The organism is Paraburkholderia phosphatilytica (assembly GCF_003443895.1).
GTDB lineage: Bacteria > Pseudomonadota > Gammaproteobacteria > Burkholderiales > Burkholderiaceae > Paraburkholderia > Paraburkholderia phosphatilytica.
On sequence record NZ_QQOA01000021.1, the window covers coordinates 1 to 17,387 of the forward strand.

Annotated in this window: 14 protein-coding genes; 8 read left to right on the top strand and 6 right to left on the bottom strand. The window is 65.9% G+C overall.

Features of this window, described 5'->3' with window-relative positions; translation table 11 throughout:
• Nucleotides 1-211 precede the first annotated feature (211 nt).
• Complete coding sequence (gcvA, locus tag DVS29_RS21550; RefSeq protein WP_118182529.1) at nucleotides 212-1,105, bottom strand: transcriptional regulator GcvA; 894 nt, start codon at nucleotides 1,103-1,105, stop codon at nucleotides 212-214.
• A 95-nt stretch (nucleotides 1,106-1,200) separates the two neighbouring features.
• Here gcvA and DVS29_RS21555 point away from each other — a divergent pair, with 95 nt between their 5' ends.
• Nucleotides 1,201-2,040, top strand: coding sequence for a DMT family transporter (locus tag DVS29_RS21555; RefSeq protein WP_118182530.1), 840 nt, complete (start codon nucleotides 1,201-1,203; stop codon nucleotides 2,038-2,040).
• 45 nt (nucleotides 2,041-2,085) lie between these two features.
• Here the strand turns inward: DVS29_RS21555 and DVS29_RS21560 are convergent, their stop codons facing one another.
• On the bottom strand, nucleotides 2,086-2,745 hold the full coding sequence (locus DVS29_RS21560) for a GntR family transcriptional regulator (RefSeq protein WP_118182623.1): 660 nt from the start codon (nucleotides 2,743-2,745) through the stop codon (nucleotides 2,086-2,088).
• Nucleotides 2,746-2,928: 183 nt separating this feature from the next.
• Between DVS29_RS21560 and DVS29_RS21565 the strand changes: the two genes are divergently transcribed.
• From DVS29_RS21565 to DVS29_RS21585, 5 genes are all read left to right on the top strand, one after another.
• A complete protein-coding gene (locus DVS29_RS21565) occupies nucleotides 2,929-3,405 on the top strand; it encodes an OsmC family protein (protein WP_118182531.1) in 477 nt (158 codons plus the stop codon).
• Nucleotides 3,406-3,663: 258 nt separating this feature from the next.
• Nucleotides 3,664-4,221 carry an RNA polymerase sigma factor gene (locus tag DVS29_RS21570; RefSeq protein WP_118182532.1) on the top strand — a complete coding sequence of 186 codons (558 nt, stop codon included), beginning with the start codon at nucleotides 3,664-3,666 and terminating at the stop codon, nucleotides 4,219-4,221.
• Nucleotides 4,218-5,198 carry an anti-sigma factor family protein gene (locus DVS29_RS21575; RefSeq protein ID WP_118182533.1) on the top strand — a complete coding sequence of 327 codons (981 nt, stop codon included), beginning with the start codon at nucleotides 4,218-4,220 and terminating at the stop codon, nucleotides 5,196-5,198. The genes DVS29_RS21570 and DVS29_RS21575 overlap by 4 nt, the downstream gene beginning before the upstream one ends.
• Entirely contained in the window at nucleotides 5,198-6,265 is a 1,068-nt protein-coding gene (locus DVS29_RS21580; protein WP_118182534.1) for a catalase family peroxidase, read from the top strand. Before DVS29_RS21575 ends, DVS29_RS21580 begins: the two co-directional genes overlap by 1 nt.
• Nucleotides 6,266-6,461: 196 nt before the next feature.
• Nucleotides 6,462-7,358 carry an anti-sigma factor family protein gene (locus DVS29_RS21585; RefSeq protein WP_118182535.1) on the top strand — a complete coding sequence of 299 codons (897 nt, stop codon included), beginning with the start codon at nucleotides 6,462-6,464 and terminating at the stop codon, nucleotides 7,356-7,358.
• Nucleotides 7,359-7,377: 19 nt separating this feature from the next.
• Here DVS29_RS21585 and DVS29_RS21590 read toward each other — a convergent pair whose 3' ends face one another.
• On the bottom strand, nucleotides 7,378-8,166 hold the full coding sequence (locus DVS29_RS21590; RefSeq protein ID WP_118182536.1) for a response regulator transcription factor: 789 nt from the start codon (nucleotides 8,164-8,166) through the stop codon (nucleotides 7,378-7,380).
• 759 nt (nucleotides 8,167-8,925) lie between these two features.
• On the opposite strand from DVS29_RS21590, the gene DVS29_RS21595 reads away from it, so the two are divergent.
• Both DVS29_RS21595 and DVS29_RS21600 read left to right on the top strand, forming a co-directional pair.
• Nucleotides 8,926-9,591 carry an N-acyl amino acid synthase FeeM domain-containing protein gene (locus DVS29_RS21595; protein ID WP_420816150.1) on the top strand — a complete coding sequence of 222 codons (666 nt, stop codon included), beginning with the start codon at nucleotides 8,926-8,928 and terminating at the stop codon, nucleotides 9,589-9,591.
• 201 nt (nucleotides 9,592-9,792) lie between these two features.
• Nucleotides 9,793-12,753 carry a putative bifunctional diguanylate cyclase/phosphodiesterase gene (locus tag DVS29_RS21600; protein ID WP_118182537.1) on the top strand — a complete coding sequence of 987 codons (2,961 nt, stop codon included), beginning with the start codon at nucleotides 9,793-9,795 and terminating at the stop codon, nucleotides 12,751-12,753.
• 67 nt (nucleotides 12,754-12,820) lie between these two features.
• Here DVS29_RS21600 and DVS29_RS21605 read toward each other — a convergent pair whose 3' ends face one another.
• The 3 genes from DVS29_RS21605 to DVS29_RS21615 form a co-directional block, all read right to left on the bottom strand.
• Entirely contained in the window at nucleotides 12,821-13,705 is an 885-nt protein-coding gene (locus tag DVS29_RS21605) for a bestrophin family protein (RefSeq protein WP_118182538.1), read from the bottom strand.
• On the bottom strand, nucleotides 13,702-14,403 hold the full coding sequence (locus tag DVS29_RS21610; protein ID WP_118182539.1) for a carbonic anhydrase: 702 nt from the start codon (nucleotides 14,401-14,403) through the stop codon (nucleotides 13,702-13,704). The genes DVS29_RS21605 and DVS29_RS21610 overlap by 4 nt, the downstream gene beginning before the upstream one ends.
• Nucleotides 14,404-14,561: 158 nt before the next feature.
• Nucleotides 14,562-17,075 (bottom strand): PAS domain S-box protein, encoded by a 2,514-nt coding sequence (locus tag DVS29_RS21615; RefSeq protein WP_240655727.1) that lies wholly within the window; start codon nucleotides 17,073-17,075, stop codon nucleotides 14,562-14,564.
• Nucleotides 17,076-17,387 lie beyond the last annotated feature (312 nt).

Here is a 17,387-nt window from a genome sequence, read left to right on the forward strand (position 1 = left end):
TCGCCTCCAGAGCATGAACTGAACCGCCGTATGCGGAACCGCACGTACGGTGGTGTGAGAGGGCTGAGGGGGTAACCCCTCACCCTACTCGATCTGTTCAATGCGTGTTCAGTTGCCGTTCAGGCGACTGCACTGCACGTCGCGTCTTTCACTCGCACCTTTCATCAAGCTGAACGTTTCGCGGCGCGCATGACTGACAGGTCATTCACGCTCATTCACGCGCGGCGCCCTCCTGTTCGAGCCATGAGCGAAACTGCACGACGAGTTCGTCCTCGCATCGATCGTCCGGCACATACGTGCAGTAGCTGCGCGATGGCAGACGCGGCCCCGTGAACGGCGCGACGAGCCGGCCGGCGGCAAGGTCGTCCGCGACCAGCGCGGTCGGTCCCATCGCAACGCCGATACCGTCGATCGCGGCCTGCAACGTCAGGTAGAAGTGATCGAAGGTCAGCGCGGTAGCAGGCATCAGCGAAGGCACGTTCGCCTTCGCGAGCCAGTCTGCCCAGAGGCGCGGAAGACTCGACGCATGCAGCAGCGTGTGATTGCGCAGATCTTCAGGTGTCCGCAGCGGCAGCGTGCGCAGCAGCGCCGGACTGCATACCGGCACGCGCTCTTCCGTGAGAAACGGCCGCATCGCATAACCGTAGAACGTATCCGGCCCGCCGCGAATGATTACGTCGTAACGTTCGTTCAAGCCCTCGACCGGTTCGTTCGACGTATCGATCCGGATCTCCACATCCGGATGCGCGGCACGGAAGCCAGCGAGCCGGGGCACCAGCCAGCGCAGCGTGAACGTGGCGATCGCATTGACGGACAATGTGCGCGCGACACCGGCCGAGCTGCCGTATCGGGCCGTGGCTAGCGAAAGCTGCTCGAAGAGCGGGCCGATTTCCGCCAGATAATTTCGCGCTGCCGGTGTGAGCACGACCCGCCGGTTATGTCGCTCGAACAGCGGCGCACCGAGCCACGCTTCGAGCAGCCGCACCTGCTGGCTCACCGCGCCATGCGTGACGTGCAATTCCGCTGCCGCGTCCTTGAAGCTGCCCAGACGGCCCGCGGCTTCGAACACGCGCAATGCATTCAGTGAAGGAAGTGAACGAGTCATTCAAGATAGTGAATCTGACCTGAACGGGAAATTTATCTGGTTTGCCGGTGCTGAACAAGATAGATATTCTCGCACCATCAACCGGAGATTCGTTCATGTCTGTCGCCGTCATGCTGCTGGTGCTGTTCGCGGCGTTGCTGCACGCCAGCTGGAACGCGCTCGTGAAGTCGAGCCCGGACAAGTTTCTCGACATTGTGCTGGTGACGGGCGGAGCCGCCGTGCTGTCCGCGATCGCCCTGCCCATGCTGCCCCCGCCCGCGGCCGCAAGCTGGCCTTACGCCGCAGCGTCCACGCTGATTCACGTCGTCTACTTCCTGCTGATCGGCGCCGCGTACCGCAGCGGCGACATGGGCTATGCGTACCCGCTGATGCGCGGCCTGCCGCCGCTCCTCGTCGCACTCGCGAGCGGACCGCTCGTCGGCGAACGTCTCGGTGCGGGCGAGTGGAGCGGCATCGTCTGCATCTGCGGCGGCATACTCGGCCTGCTGCTGACGAGCCCCGTTGGCCACGGCACACGTCGGACCACGCAGTTCGCGCTGCTCAATGCGCTGGCGATCGCGGGCTACACGCTCGTCGACGGCACCGGCGCGCGGCTGTCCGGGCAACCGGCGTCCTACGCGATGTGGGTGTTCCTGCTGACCGGCCCGCCGATACTCGCGTACGCGATCGCGCGCCGCGGCGCCGACTTCCGCGCGCATCTGCGCGATCGCTGGCATCTGTCGCTCCTGGGCGGCGCCTGTACGGTGGGCGGATATGCGCTGGTGCTGTGGGCCATGACGCGCGCGCCGATCGCGATGGTCGCGGCATTGCGCGAAACCGCGATCCTGTTCGCCACCGCGATCTCCGTGTTCCTGCTCAAGGAGCGGCCCGGCCGCGGCCGGCCGGTCGCCGCGGCCGTCATCCTGCTCGGCGTGGTGGTGCTGAAGCTGGCCTGAACGCGGCGGCCTCGATCGACGATACGACTTTACGGCGAGACGCTGCTACGCGGACTCCTCGCTGCGAACGCTTTCGATCACGTCCAGCACGATGCGTTGCGCGGACCTGAGATGCGCCGCGGTGGTCGATCGCGCAACGCGCGCGTTGCCGGCCCGACACGCTTCGAGGATCCCGGCATGCTCATGCTGAAACGCCTGCGTGTCCGCCAGCAGCGTGTGGTGAAGACGCTCGTAGCGCTCGACCTGCCCGCGCAGTTCCCGTATCGCCTTCAACTGACGTTCATTGCCGCACGGCGCGTACAGCAGTTCATGAAACTCGCGGTTCAGTTCGCCCTGCTTGTCCGGCGCGTCGGCATCGTCCAGCAGACGATGCACGAGTTCCGCGCGTGCAAGCGTCTCCGCATCGAGCGACTTCACCGCACGGTAGATCGCATCGCCTTCGAGCAGCATACGCAGCCCGTAGATTTCCTCCACGTCCGCAGCGGTCAGCATCCTGACTACGGCACCGCGATTGCGGTAAATCGCGACCAGCCCTTCGCGCTCCAGCTGCTGGATCGCCTCGCGCATCGGAATGCGGCTGACCGCGAAGCGGTCCGCCAGATCGCGCTCGACGAGACGCGCGCCATCGGCCAGTTCTCCGCTCGCAATCAGCTCGCGAAGCGAAGCGGCTAGCGCACTCGCGGTGGAATCGATTCTGGCGTGCATGACCGGCATACCTTGAGTCTTGAATTCAGGTTTGAAAAGCGATGAACTGGAATAATGGTATACCAAAATTCCAATCGGTGACATCATTCACGATGCTGAAGGCGCTGATGAACAGCTGATGAACCGTCAGTTCGAGTCGTCCACACAGGACTCGACATGACACACGCACACAGGAGAGACGCAATGGCCCATGCAGAACACACTTACCGGGTTTCAGTGGAGTGGCTCGGCAACAAGGGCAGCGGCACGTCGGGATACCGCGACTACGGTCGCGATCACGTGATCCGCTCGGGCGCCAAGCCGGACATTCCGGGTTCATCGGATGCCGCCTTCCTCGGCGACGCGGCGCGCTGGAATCCTGAGGACCTGCTGGTTGCAGCGACCTCCGCGTGTCACAAGCTCTGGTATCTGCACCTGTGCGCCGACGCCGGCATCGCGGTGCTCGCCTATCGCGATGACGCACAGGGCACGATGGTGGACAGTGCGCAGGAAGGCCGCTTCACGCAGATCGTGCTGCGCCCGCGCGTCACCATTCGCGCGCTGGACGATGCGGAACTGGCGGAGCGTCTGCATCACACCGCGCATGAAAAGTGCTATATCGCGAACTCGGTGAATTTCCCGATCCGCTGCGAACCCGTCATTGAACGCGCATCCGCGTGAATGAAGGCCTCGGCCCGTTTCGTTTGGACGAATGAAGCGCGACTGAAGCACGCATGCAATTGCGTGAAGCACGTGTGAAGCCCGCCGGAAACTGTTTGAAAAAAATTGAGGATCGTCACCCCTACAGTTCATTCGAACGGCGCACAATACGCTGTTTACGAAGTCTGACAGCGTACGATCCGCGACCCGCCCGCTCACGCGCGCGAACCGGTCGGCCGCCGGCACGACCTGCATCCGCAATCCATTCGCCAATCGATCATGTCTGCTGCAACCGGAGTCGAGAGTCTCCCGAGCCTGCTGCCGGGAATGCTGCCGAGGCTGTGGGCGTTCTCGCTGCGCCTGTGCGGTAACCAGCACGATGCGGAAGACGTGCTGCAGCGCGCGTGCGTGCGCGGCCTCGAACGCGCGCATCAGCTGCAGCCGGGCACCTCGCCGCTCAGCTGGATGTTTTCGATCGTGCACTCCACGTGGATCAACGAACTGCGCGCCCGCAACGTGCGCAGCCGTTCGAGCATGGAGTGGGACGACAACTTCCTGCAAACCGTACCCGATCCGGCCGCCCGCACGCCGGAGGAAAAGCTGCTGAACGGCGAGATCATCGCGGCCGTGGAGCGCTTGCCCGAAGCGCAGCGCACCGTGATGCTGCTGGTCGCGGTAGAAGGCCTGAGCTATGCGGAAGCGGCGGATGTGCTCGACGTGCCGATCGGCACGATCATGAGCCGCCTGTCGCGGGCACGGCAAACCATCGGCGGTCAATTCGGCGGACGTGACGCGCAGGCGTCGCAACCCGCCAGTACCCAGCGAGCAGCGCGATGACGATCGACGACGCCCAACTCATGGCCTATGCCGACGGCGAGTTGCCACCGTCCGAGCACGCGGACATCGAACGCGCCGTGCGCGAGTCCGCCGACATGACGGCGCGCGTCGCGATGCTGCGGGCATCGCGGCTGCCCTATGCGGAAGCGTTCAGCCAGCAGTCGCTGCCGCCGGTTCCCGAGCGGCTCGCACAGCGCGTCGACGAGCTGATCCGTCAGCATCTGCGCGAAGCCGACGCGCTCGCGCGCATGTCGCACGATCCGGCCAACGACGGCCCGTCGCCCACACCGCAGGCCGCTGCCGCTTCAGCGCCAGCACCAGTGCAACAACCCGCCGCCGACAACGTCCATCCGCTTCCCACCCGCCCGCGCGCCACGCCGCGCGCAGCGTTGCCGTGGCTCGCGGTCGCGTTCATCGCGGGCGCGTTCTGCTGCGGTCTCGCGCTGCACTTCGTCCCGCAACTGACCGGCAGTCCCGCGACGATGATGGCCGCCGCAAACCCGGGCGTCTCGCCATGGGTCGCGGCCGCTGCAAGCTATCAGGAGCTCTACACGCGCGACACGGTCGCGCAGCTTCAGCCCGATCTGCAGGCTACCGCCGCCACCGTCGACGCGATCCATCATGACGACGATCTCGCGCTGCAGGTGCCCGATCTGCGCAGTGCAGGACTGACGTTCAAGCGCATCCAGCGGCTGCGTTTCCATAACAAACCGCTGGTGCAGATCGTCTATCTGCCGGCCAAAGGCGGTCCGGTTGCGCTGTGCGTGCTGAAGGAAGCGCAGGCCGATGCGGCGCCCGCCGGTTCGCAGGTGGGCGGCATGAACGTGGTCGCGTGGCGCCGTGGGCAGCTCGGCTATGCGTTGATCGGTGCGCCCGGCGACGTCGATCTCGCCGCGCTCGGCAAGCAGTTATTCGACGGCCAGGTATCAGCCACCATCAGCCGCAGCGACACCGGCGCCGTCGGCCGCGAGGGTTGATGCCGCCGTCGCCGTCGTCGCCTTCCCGTCGTTTCGGTCTGCTGCTTCGCTGGTTCGTCGTGCTGGCCGTGCCGGCCGCGCTTGCCGCGCTGTTCGTCTGGTGCGCGGGCTGGCTGTCGTCGCGCCCTACCGCGCCGCGCATCGTCGATGCGTTCGAAGCGACCACCTCTTCGCATCCGGGCTTCCGGCGCAATCACGCGAAAGGCATCTGCATTGCCGGACACTTCGACAGCAATGGCGCGGGCACCGCGCTGTCGCGCGCGAGCGTGTTCGTTCGCGGCGCTTATCCGGTGGTGGGACGACTGTCGATTCCGGGCGGCGATCCCGATCAGCAGGATAACGAAGGAACGGTGCGCAGTTTCGCGCTGCGCATCGCGCTGCCGTACGATGAAGAATGGCGCCTCGCGATGAATTCGACGCCTATTTTCGCGGTGCGCACGCCGCAGGAGTTGTTCGCGCAGCTGCATGCCGAAGCGCGCAACGCGCGCACGGGCCATAGCGACCCGGCGAAGATGGAAGCCTTTCTCGCCGCGCATCCGGATGCGCGCGCGTTTCGCGCGTGGCTCGACGCGCATCCGCCGTCGTCGCGCTTCGACAACGCCGCGTATTTCGGCATCAGCACGTTCAAGGCCACCGACTCGCACGACCAGACCCGCTTCGTGCGCTGGCAGATCACGCCGGATCATCCGTATAGCCCGGTCGAAGCAGGCGAAGCACGCGACCCCGACTTCCTCGCGCACGGGCTCGTCACACAGCTTCAGCGCGGCCCGTTGCGCTGGCATCTGATGTTCGAAGTCGCGCTGCCCGGCGATCCGATCGACGACTCGACGCAGCAATGGCCCGCATCGCGTGAGCGCACATGGATCGACACCGGCACGCTCGTGATCGATCGCGCAGCGCCGCAGATCGACGGTCCGTGCCGCGATATCGTGTTCGATCCGTTGATGCTGCCCGATGGTCTCGCGCCATCGGACGACCCGCTGCTGGCTTCGCGTTCGTCGACCTATCGTGTTTCGTTCGACCGGCGTACGCGCGAAGAAAGCGCCGCCGATGCCGCGCATCGCTGAGCGGATTGTCCTGAGACATGCATCGAAGCGATATCGATCGTCTGCGGGCCCAACGCTTCGCATCGCCGTTGACGTCGCGAAGCAACGCGTCCGACAATGACAGGATCGCACTGCAACCGCGCGTGTCGTGCGGCGCTACACTACATCACGCGCCACCGCCCATGAACCGCGCGCAACGTTTCGAGTCCATCGTGTCATGACACCCGACGACAGCAAGCTGATCGCCTACGTAGATGGCGAGCTCGACGCCGCCGACTCCGCAGGGGTCGAACAGGCGCTCGCGGCATCGCCCGATCTGCGCGAAAGCGTCGATCTGCTGCGCGCGTCACGGCTGCCGTATCGCGAAGCGTTCGCCGCGCAGAAGCTGCCGCCGCTGCCCGATGCGCTCCAGCGGCAGATCGAAGCGATGGCGAGCGCGGCGCAGCCCGCAGACAGCGATGCGCCGACTCAACATCCAGCGCATCGTGAAGCGCCGCGCCGCTACGCCGCACCGCTGCGGCTGGCCGCGGCATTCGTCGCGGGCGCGATCGTCAGCGGCTCCGTGCTGCACTTCGTGCCGGGCGCGTCACCCTTCACAGGCAACCTCGCAAACAACCTCGCAGGCAACGAGCTCGCGTCGAACGAAGCGACACCGTGGATCCGCGCGGCGGTGGACTATCAACGGCTCTATACGCGCGACACCGTCGCGGACGTCGAGCCCAATCTCGCCGCGTCGGCAAAAACCGCCGACGCCATCCGCGAGGTCGACCATCTGCCGCTGCGCGTGCCGGATCTGCACGATGCCGGCCTCGACTTCAAGGCGATCGCACGTCTACGCTTCAACGACCGGCCGCTCGTGCAGATCGTGTACCTGCCGCAGCGCGGCGCGCCCGTCGCGCTCTGCGTGATGAAGGACATCCGGCCCGACCAGCAGGTCGCGCAGCAACAGCTGAACGGGATGACCGTCGTCTCGTGGCGGCAGAACGAGCTCGCCTATGCGCTGATCGCCACGCCCGGCACAGCGGACCTGCAGGCCGTCGCGCGCCGGATCGAGTCGAGCAGCGTCGATGCGTTGTTCGCGTCGCTCGCGGCACAGAACCGCTCGTCGAGCTGAGCCAACCGTCGGACGCCCATCAAGCCGCGATCGCCCGCGGCACCGTCACCGGCTGCGCCCACGCATAGCGCTCGCTGGCCGCGAGCGGCGCGTCGTCGGCGGACACGTTGCGGCCATCGCGCTCGCACGCCGAGAGCTTGTAGCCGTGCGAATAGACGGTCGTCAGTTCGACGCCCGCGTCGCGGCCCAGCCCGAGCTTCGTGCGCAGCTTGTACACGTGCTGCTCGAGCGTGCGCGATACGAGGCTGAAGTCCTTCCCCCACACCGCGAGCGCGATCTGCTCGCGGCTCAGCAGCGCGCCGAGGTTCGCGAACAGCAGCCACGCAATCGCGAACTCGCGCGGCGTCAGCGGTACGCGCACGTCACGGCGATACGCGGCGCCCGCATGACGATCCAGCCGGTACACGCCGAACTGCACGCGATCTTCGACAGGCTGGCGGCGTTCGCCGCACTCCACGGCGCGCCGCGCACGCGCCAGCAGTTCCTTCGTCGACAGCGGCCCGACCACGATGTCGTTCGCGCCGGCATCGAACGCATCGATCATGCTGTCGCGGTCGAACTGCTGCCCGATCACGATGACCGGCAGGCTGTCGCGGCACTGACAGTCCCGCCACGCGAACACCGTGCGAAACGGCGCGAAATCGCGCCCACCGTCGAGCAGCACCAGATCGACCGGGTTGCGCGCGAGGTACTTCATCAGCGACAACTGATCGGCGCATCTCACGCAGGACGACAGGCCGTCCTCCTCGAATGCCGTCTTCACCGCCCCGAACAGGTTGACGTTCTCCGTGCACATTGCGATCCGCATGCTCCCTCCCGCTCATCGAGCGACATTCCCCGGCCCGTCTGCTGTTGTTGTCGCGTGCGCCGGCGGCGGATGCCGCACGCCGTGACGCCGCTTTCGCAATCCAGAACAGCCGGCCGTTCGCGTTTATTCCATCGTCCGATCGCCTCCCGATGAACGCCCCGCGGCGGGTATCGCCCTTCAAACCTTTCGGCAGCATCTACCGCTTCAGGCCTGATCGCTCGACAAGGTTCGCTTGAATGCGCAACCAGCGCGATGGCTTGGCCGTTGTTCCAAGCGATGCTCCAAAACCCTGACTAACCTCTCCCGCTGCCGCTCCGGCTGCACCGTTAAACACCCGAAAAAAGCGCCAGGAATTCCATCAACAACAATTTCCGTAAATCGACCTGAAATGCGTCATTTCCGTAGATACGGAAATCAACTGAAACGAGAAGTAAGTTCGCGTGTTCCATCTATGCCAGTCCGAATAAGCTCTGGAAATCTCGCGAACCAGAGTTTTAAACGCCGGCACTCCATTTTTTAACAGAACCACGATGCTCCGCGCGTTGGTGTTCGTGAGAATCTAGTTTGTCGCGCTAGAAAACGGCCCCCGCCAATTCGAAAGCGACACACTTTTCCACGCTTATTTAATGGGGCTTCAAAATGGACCGAATCGATCCCGTCGTTCTGACGCAAAATACCGGGGATACCACGACCGGAAATAATTACATCTTCGATCAGAGCATCATCAAGAAAACCGAAAGGTTGCCGTTTACGATAAAAGTGGTAACCGGACTTGCGGATCTCGAGAAAGCCGTCGACATGCGGCGCGCCGCCTACCGCCGGCATCTGCCGGAGTTCGCGGACAGCATGGCGGTCGAGGCCGCTGATGAAGCGCCCGGCACGGTGGTGCTGCTCGCGGAGTCGCGGCTGGACGGCGGCCCGCTCGGCACAATGCGGATCCAGACCAATGCGTTCGGTCCGCTCGCGGTCGAGCAGTCGATCCACCTGCCGGAGTGGCTGGGCGAGGCGCGGCTCGCGGAGGCGACGCGGCTGGGGGTGGCAGGCGGGATGACAGGACGGATGGTGAAGGTGGCGCTCTGCAAGGCGCTCTTCATGTTTTGCGGACAGAACGGGGTGGACTGGATGGTGATCACGGCGCGCGCGCCGCTCGACCGCGAGTACGAAGCGATGCTGTTCGGCGACGTCTACGGCCAGAACGAATTCCTGCCGATGGCGCACGTCGGCGGGCTCGCGCACCGGGTGATGGCGAAGCCGGTGGCCGCGGCGCGCCGGCGCTGGGCGGAAGTCAGCCATCCGCTCTTCGGCTTCGTGTTCGAGACGTACCATCCGGACATCGACGTGAGCGTGCCGGGCGCGGACGCGCCATCCGCGATCCGGAACGGCGCGGTGGCGGGTCTGGTACCGCAACACGCTGCGCTGGCCTGACGGCCAGGCCAGCGGAGACCGGCGCAAGCCGGTTCGGGTGTCCGCCCGACGCAATTCGGGCGGACAATGGGTGTTCAGCTGGATGTGCAACGGAATGGGCAGCAAGCGTAGTGGCTTCGGCGCGGATGTGCCTGCCGTGCCGACGATGGCGGGAATAATTTGACGTTACCAGGACTGGCATCTATGGGGTCAGCGCAAAGGATGGCACGGATCAAACGAGCGTTTCGGGACCGCCTGACCGGCTGGCTGTTCCAGCGGTTTTCGGTCTACGTCGCGCCGTTCGTGATCGCGCTGGGTACGCTCGGCGTGCTGTTGTGGGCGCCGCACGAGTTCGACACGACGGGCGCGGTCAAGCTCGCGTTCCCGGTCGTGGCCGACCCGGGCGCCTCGCTGCAGCCCGCCGACGCGCTCGCGCGCCTGCGCGGCGCCGCGCATGCCACGCAGCCCACCCGCTTCAGCACGCATCTGGCCGAGACGCCGTTCTGGTTCCTGCTCGCGGCGCCGTCGAACCCGCCGCTCCCAGGCGAAGGCAGCACCTTCCTCGAAATGCCGTCGCGCCACGCGCAGACGCTGTCGTGCTGGCGCACCGCGCCCGATCTCAAGCTGCTCGGCAACGCCGACCGGCACGGCGTGACGGGCGAAATGCGCTTCAACAAGGCCGGTTTCGCGCTCAAGCTCGACGCAGCCGACGCGCACACGCCGATTCTCTGCCGCAGCACGTTTTCCGGCCCCGCCTACATCACCGCCGAAGCATCGAGCGGCGAAAAACTCGTCGAGTCGACGCTCGACTTCCAGCAAAGCGCGTCGCTGATCACCGGCGGCCTGCTGACGCTCGCGCTCTTCGTGTTCGTGACCGCGATCATCAACCGCGAGTGGACGTACGTGATCTTCGCCGCGTGGCTCGTCGGCAATCTTCGCCTGTCCGCCAACGCGATGGGCTTCGATACCGAATGGATGGGCCGCCTGATTCCGGCCGGCCATATCGCGCTGCTGCGGGAATTCACGTTCGCCGCGTACTACGTGCTGACCACCACGCTCTTCATGGAGCTGTTCCGCCGCGAGCTCAAGACGATGGGCCTGCGCTGGAGCATGCGCGCGGTCCGTTACGGCGGCTGCCTGCTGATGGCCGCCGCGTTCACGCTCGATTACGCGCACTTCATTCCGGTGCTGTGGACGCTCGGCTCGTTCGGCGCGCTCGTGCTGATCTATTTCCTCGCGCAGCTCGTCATCAAGGCGCGCTCGCGCACGGTGATGTGGTACGTCGCGTCGATGGCCGTGGTGCTGTTCGCGACGCTGTCCGAAGTGCTCGCCGCCGCGTTCGGCTGGAAGGCGCTCGCGGGCGGACTCTCGCCCGTCGTCACCGCGCTGTCGTCGAGCATGCTGGCCGCCTTCGCGATCGCCGAGAAGGTGCGCGAGGAACGCGAGCGCCGCCGCCAGATGCAGATCGAGCTGCGCAATACGTATGACGTAACGCCGATCGGCCTCTTCACGCTGAACGGCGAAGGCTGCTTCATCCGCGCGAACCCCGCGCTGCACGCGATGCTGGGTCTGCCGCAGCAGGAGTACGGCAGCCATCGCTGGGACCGCTACTTCGAGCCGGGCGCATGGCAGGCGCTTTCCAACCTGCTGAGCCGCGACGATTCCGCGTCGATCGAGATCGAAGGCGCGGCGGGCGCTGAAACGGAATTGCGACGCTACTCGATGCGCGCGATCCGCGCGAACGGCTTCATCGAAGGCTCGCTGGAGGATGTGACCGACCGCGCGAAGGCCGTCGAGCGGCTGCACTTCCTCGCCGAGCACGATCCGCTCACCGGCCTCCTGAACCGCCGCGGCATCGAGCATGCGATCGGCCGGCAGAGCGCCGAAGACGCACCGTGGGCGCTCGCGTATCTCGATCTCGACCGCTTCAAGCTGATCAACGACCTGTTCGGCCACCGCACCGGCGACGAAGTGCTGCGCCACGTCGCCGCGCGGCTCGTCGAACGGCTCGGCAGCCGCGTGCCGGTCGGGCGGATCGGCGGCGACGAATTCGTCTGCGTGCTGGCGGGCATGTCGATCGACGATGCGATCGCGCGTTGCCGCGAACTCGTCGGCGCGCTGAATTCGGCACCGTTCCATCTCGGCACGCGCGCGTTCCAGGTGAAGGGGTCGATCGGTGTGGTGGAATGCTCGCAGGGTGAGCGGATCCAGGATGCGCTCGCGTATGCAGACCGCGCGTGTCGCGCGGCGAAGCGCGGCGGCAACGCGCGCCTCGTTGCGCTGCGCAAGGGCGCGCCGACCTTCGAGGAACGCGCCGCCGAAATCGGCCTGATCGAAGCGCTCGGCCAGAGCCGGCTGCCCGATGGCCTGTTCCTTGTGATGCAGCCGATCATGTCGATGCGCGCGCCCAGCGAAGCGCTCGATTTCGAAGTGCTGCTGCGCCTGCGCGCGCCCGACGGCTCCGTCACCACGGCGGCGAAACTGATCGCCGCCGCCGAAGACTCCGGCAATATCACCGCGATCGACCGCTGGGTGCTGACCACGACGCTCGCGTGGATCAGCGCGAACCGCGCGTCGCTTCGCAGCACCTGCTTCATCTGCGTGAACCTGAGCGGCGGGTCGCTGAACGACGAGCAGTTCCTCGACGAGCTGTTCGCGCTGTTCTCGCACCACGAGGACGTGATCCGCTACCTGTGTCTCGAGATCACCGAGAGCGTCGCGCTGCACGATCTGGAGAACACGCAGCGGTTCATTGCGCGCGTGCACGACATGGGCGCGAAGATCGCGATCGACGACTTCGGCGCGGGCCAGACGTCGTTCCGCTACCTGAAGGAGCTCTCCGCGGATGCGCTGAAGATCGACGGCGCATTCGTGCGGACGATGTGCAAGCATCCCGCCGACACCGCGATCGTCGAGGCGATCGTCACGCTCGCGCGCAATCTCGGCATGCGCAGCATCGCGGAATGGGTCGAGGACATCGACACGCTGCGCGCGCTGAAGGAGATCGGCGTCGACTACGTGCAGGGTTTCGCGATCGCGCAGCCGCAGGAAGCGAAGGCGATTCTCGAAGCGAAATCCGTTGCGGACTTCGCGACCAGCCCGGAGCTGCAACGCTATCTGGAAACGCAGCGGACGCTGCCGCGCGGCATCGGCAGCCGGCGCACCGAGCGCGAGAATGTGTGAGTGCGTGTGACTGCGCGTGTGACTGCGCATCTGACCGCGGACATCACCGCGCGTCAGATTAAACCGCTTACCAGAGCACGCCCTTCTCCGGCTGCATCGGCTTGAGCTCGTGCGCATCGCTCAGGCCGTCGCGCAGATCGATTTCGATCACGCGCGTGAGCGCGCTCATCGGCACGTCGTTGACGGTGTTGTCGAACGGATGCTCCATGTCGTTGCCGATCTGCAGCAGCGCGAGAAACAGGAAGCCGACCACGGTCGAGCCGAGCGGCGTGAAAATCCCCAGCGTATCGACGAGCCCCACCGGCAGCAGGATGCAGAACACGTGCGTGAAGATCGCCGGATAGGACGCGTACTGCTGCGGAAACGGCGTATTGCGGATGCGCTCCATGCCGCCCTGCGCATTCGTCAGCTCACGCAGCGTGTGTTCGAGCGCGGCGATCTGGATGTTGTCGAGCCGCGCTTCGTCGCGCAGCAGCGCGGCGCTGCCGAGCAGGATCGCATTCGGCACATTGGCCACCGTTTTCAGGCGCTCGCATTCGTCTGGCGCGAGATACACGGCTAGCGTCTCCCACGGCGGCTGGCGGCGCAGATGCAGGCGCAGCGCGTGCGCGTACGCGATCTGCCGCAGCGTCAGGCGACGGCACAGGTTGCTGCCATCCTTCGGCAGCATCATCTGCAGTTCGCGCGCGAAGCTGCGCGACTGGTTGATGAACGCGCCCCACAGCGTGCGCGCTTCCCACCAGCGCGCGTACGCCGACGAATTGCGAAACGTCAGATAGATCACGATCGCCGAGCCGAGCAGCGGCAACGGCAGCGTCGGAAAGCGGACCCGGTAGCCGAGCGGACCGAGCCACGCGATGGTGACGATCACATCCCAGATGAACAGATACGCGAGCGGCCGCCCGACGTAGACGAGAACCTGCGCGAGCCGGACCCGCCCCGGCAGGATCACGTTCCGGTCTCGCTCTCGAGACGCGCGCGCGCATCGTCGAGACTCTCGAAATGGTCCTCGCGGTCGTCGTACACCGTCACCGTGCCGTGTCCGATGTCGTACACCCAGCCCTGCAACGCGAGCTTGCCCTGCGCGAGCCGCGCGGCCACCGCCGGATGCGTGCGCAGATGCGTCAGCTGCAGACGCACGTTCTCCTCCACCAGCGCCTGCACGAGGTGATCGGCGCCGATGCCGCGCGTCATTACGACGCTGCGCGCCGCTTCCGCGTTGCGCAGCCACGCCTGCACGGTCGGCATGTCCTCGACGGCCGCGACGCCCGACGCGAGCCCTTTCATCGCGCCGCAATCGGTATGGCCGCACAGCACGATCTGCTGCACGCCGAGCGCGGCCACCGCATACTCGACCACCGCCGACACGCCGCCGAGCATCTCGCCATACCCCGGCACGATGTTGCCGATGTTGCGGCACACGAACAGTTCGCCGGGACCGGTGCGCGTGATCATCTCGGGCGAGATGCGCGAATCGGCGCAGGTGATGAACAGCGTATGCGGACTCTGGCCGCGCGCGAGGTTGCGGAACAGCGCCTCGCTGTCGGGAAAGACCTGGCGCGCGAACTCGTCGACGCCGTCCAGCAGGTACAGAAGATCCGGCGAATCGCGATCCGCGCGGCGTTCGTTCAAGGAGCGATCGTTCGACATGGCAACCTGCGAAGTCGTTGAGCGGAAAGAACGCCGCTGACGGAGGAAAGTTTGAGCCCGCTACCGGCTGCCTGTGTGACCGCGAGTGTGTCGCCGCGTGTCGTGGATGCGGCGCATGGAGACGATCGCATGGAGACGGATGCGAGGCGGGCGCGCCATCACCCGCGCGCGCCCGCGAGCCCCAGCAGGCCTTCGAGTTCCTGCAGACCGACCGGCTTGGTCAGATGCAGATCGAAGCCCGCGGCCTGGGTGCGAACCCGGTCTTCGCTGGTGCCGAGCCCCGTCATCGCGGCGACCACCGCACCGCCCTCGCCCAGCGCCTCGCGGATGAACGGCAAGGCCTCGAAGCCCGTCATGCCCGGCATCGACAGATCGAGCAGCACGAGGTCCGGCTGCAGCTCGCGCGCGAGCGCGATCGCCGCGCCGCCGTCGTACACCGCGTGCGATTCATGACCCAGCACCTGCACCAGCGTCGCCATGCTGTCGGCGGAATCGACGTTGTCGTCGACCACCATCACCTTGAGGCCGCCCTGCCGCATCGAGACCATATCGGGACCGGGCGGCCGCTCAGCCGCGACCGGCCGGTCGAGTTCCGGCAGCCACACCGTGAACACGCTGCCCTTGCCGCGCCCTTCGCTGTGCGCATCGATGTGTCCGCCGTGCAGATCGACGATCGCGCGCGCCAGCGTCAGGCCGATACCGAGACCGCTCTTGTCCGACTGTTCGTCGGGCGGCGTTTCCTGCACGAACAGGTTGAAGACCGCATCGATCGCGTCGTGATCGATGCCGCGCCCCGGATCCTTCACACGGATCGCGAGCAGCCGGTCCGAGCGGAACACCTCGAGCGCGATCGTCGCGCCGGTCGGGCTGAACTTCGACGCGTTGTTCAGCAGGTTCTGCACGACCTGCACCATCCGCGTCAGATCGCCTTCGATGTAGAGCGGCGCGTCCGGCATCGACACCGTCAGCGACTGATCGCGCGCCGCGAGCAGCGGCGTGCTGCCCTCCACGCTCAGTTGCGCGATCTCCTGCACGGACACCGGCTTCGGTTCGATCCGCACGCGCCCGAGCGTCACGCGGCCGGCGTCGAGCAGGTCGTCGACGAGCCGCGTCAGATGCGACAGTTGCCGGTCGATCAGCGCATGTTCGGGCGCGAAGCCTTCGAGATCCGACGATTTGAGCTGCAGCATGCTGACCGCGTTGCGCAGCGGCGCGAGCGGATTGCGCAGCTCGTGGCCGAGCAGCGCGAGGAACTGGCTCATCCGCTGGCTCGACGCTTCGAGTTCTTCCAGGCGCCGGCGCCGCGACATGTCGCGGGTGATCTTCGCGAAGCCCTGCAGCGTGCCGTCCGAATCGCGCAGCGCGGTGGTGATGATGTTGGCCCAGAAGATCGTGCCGTTCTTGCGCACGCGCCACTCTTCCTTCTCGATACGTCCCTGGCGCGCCGCCTCTTCGAGATCGTGCGCGGGGCGGCCCGCTTCGACGTCTTCCGGCGTGTAGAAGAGCGCCGACGCACGGCCGAGAACCTCTTCCGCCGCATAGCCCATCACGCGAGACGCGCCCGCGCTCCAAGTCGTGATGCGGCCGTTCGCATCGAGCATCGTGATCGCGTAGTCCTTGATCGCATCGACGAGCACACGGAAGCGCTTGTCGAGTTCTTCCGCATTCATGCGCTCGGTGATGTCGCGCACGAAGTACGCGAGCTCCGCGTTACCGTCGAACGTGACGGGACACAGCGAGATCTCCGCCGGGAATTCGCTGAGATCGTGCCGGCACGCGACGAGCTGGCTGCGCCAGCGGCGCTCGCCGAGATTGGTGGCATCGCGGAACACGTCGAGCTGCGCGTAGTGCGCCTTGAAGCGTGCCGGAAACAGCGTGTCGAGAATCGGCCGCCCCATCACCTCGCCGCGCGCAAAGCCGAAGGTGCGCGTCGCGGCGTCGTTCCAGTCGATGATGATGCCGTGCGCGTCCGTGCAGACGAACGCGTCGTGGGTGGTGTCGAGCACGAGACGGCGGCGCCGCAGCGAGGCTTCGAGCTTGCTGTCCGCCGCTTCGCGCAGGCTGATTTCAGTGCGCAGCCGCGCGATCGTGATGGTGTTCTGCTCGATCAGCGTGCGGTTCTCGGCGAACACGCGCTGATGCGCCATGCCCGACGCGACGAGCGAAGTGATCATCTGCAGCGTGTCGATGTCGTCCTCGCCGAAGGCCGCCACTTCGGACGCCATCAGCTTGACGACGCCCGCCACCTCCGCCTGGTACTGCAGCGGCGCGACGATCATCGATACCGCGCCGACCCGTCTGCATGCGTCGGCATCGACGCGCGGGTCGTTCGACGTATCGCTGCTGTACAGCAGATGCTTTTCGAGCGAGCACAGTCCTGAAAGACTGCCCTCGCGCTTCAGCCGCAGACCGACGTGATGCGCGATCGTGCCGCTGCATGCGCGATACACCATGTCTTCGCCGTCCACCCACTCGATCACCGACGCATGCGCGGCCGGCACGAGTTCGAGCAGCGCATCGGTCACCACGGAGAGAAAGCGGTCGAGATCGAGCCTCGCCGCGGCGATGCGCGAATGCGCTTCGATCAGCCGCCGCAAACGCGCGTTTGCCGCGTGCTCCCGGCTGAGCGGTGAAGTGTTGTCGGTCGTATCGACCTGATCGTTCCTTGTCATGGCGTACGGCTCCATTGGACGCCGCCCACGGCCCATGAGGACGGACGTCAGGTCCGATGGTGCCACGTTTTGTGAATTGAATAACCCGAATTCGTCTATTCGCCGCCATTCGAACGCAATAATCCGCAGCCATTTTCAGGCCATATGCGTTTCGAATCCGATATCGAACGATCGCATTGCACGATCTCGCGGGACATACGGGCGTATGAAGGGGGTGTTCGGTCCACTCCTGCAGTGGTGTGCAGTCAAACCGCGAATGGCGCGCAATCTGCTCGCTTTAAAGCCCGCTTCAAGCCATCTGAAAGGCGGCAA

Excerpts from the sequence above, each read along its gene's own strand:
- gcvA (WP_118182529.1), bottom strand. The coding sequence starts at position 1,105 with ATGACTCGTTCACTTCCTTCACTGAATGCATTGCGCGTGTTCGAAGCC.
- DVS29_RS21555 (WP_118182530.1), top strand. The coding sequence starts at position 1,201 with ATGTCTGTCGCCGTCATGCTGCTGGTGCTGTTCGCGGCGTTGCTGCAC.
- DVS29_RS21560 (WP_118182623.1), bottom strand. The coding sequence starts at position 2,745 with ATGCACGCCAGAATCGATTCCACCGCGAGTGCGCTAGCCGCTTCGCTT.
- DVS29_RS21565 (WP_118182531.1), top strand. The coding sequence starts at position 2,929 with ATGGCCCATGCAGAACACACTTACCGGGTTTCAGTGGAGTGGCTCGGC.
- DVS29_RS21570 (WP_118182532.1), top strand. The coding sequence starts at position 3,664 with ATGTCTGCTGCAACCGGAGTCGAGAGTCTCCCGAGCCTGCTGCCGGGA.
- DVS29_RS21575 (WP_118182533.1), top strand. The coding sequence starts at position 4,218 with ATGACGATCGACGACGCCCAACTCATGGCCTATGCCGACGGCGAGTTG.
- DVS29_RS21580 (WP_118182534.1), top strand. The coding sequence starts at position 5,198 with ATGCCGCCGTCGCCGTCGTCGCCTTCCCGTCGTTTCGGTCTGCTGCTT.
- DVS29_RS21585 (WP_118182535.1), top strand. The coding sequence starts at position 6,462 with ATGACACCCGACGACAGCAAGCTGATCGCCTACGTAGATGGCGAGCTC.
- DVS29_RS21590 (WP_118182536.1), bottom strand. The coding sequence starts at position 8,166 with ATGCGGATCGCAATGTGCACGGAGAACGTCAACCTGTTCGGGGCGGTG.
- DVS29_RS21600 (WP_118182537.1), top strand. The coding sequence starts at position 9,793 with ATGGCACGGATCAAACGAGCGTTTCGGGACCGCCTGACCGGCTGGCTG.
- DVS29_RS21610 (WP_118182539.1), bottom strand. The coding sequence starts at position 14,403 with ATGTCGAACGATCGCTCCTTGAACGAACGCCGCGCGGATCGCGATTCG.
- DVS29_RS21615 (WP_240655727.1), bottom strand. The coding sequence starts at position 17,075 with ATGACAAGGAACGATCAGGTCGATACGACCGACAACACTTCACCGCTC.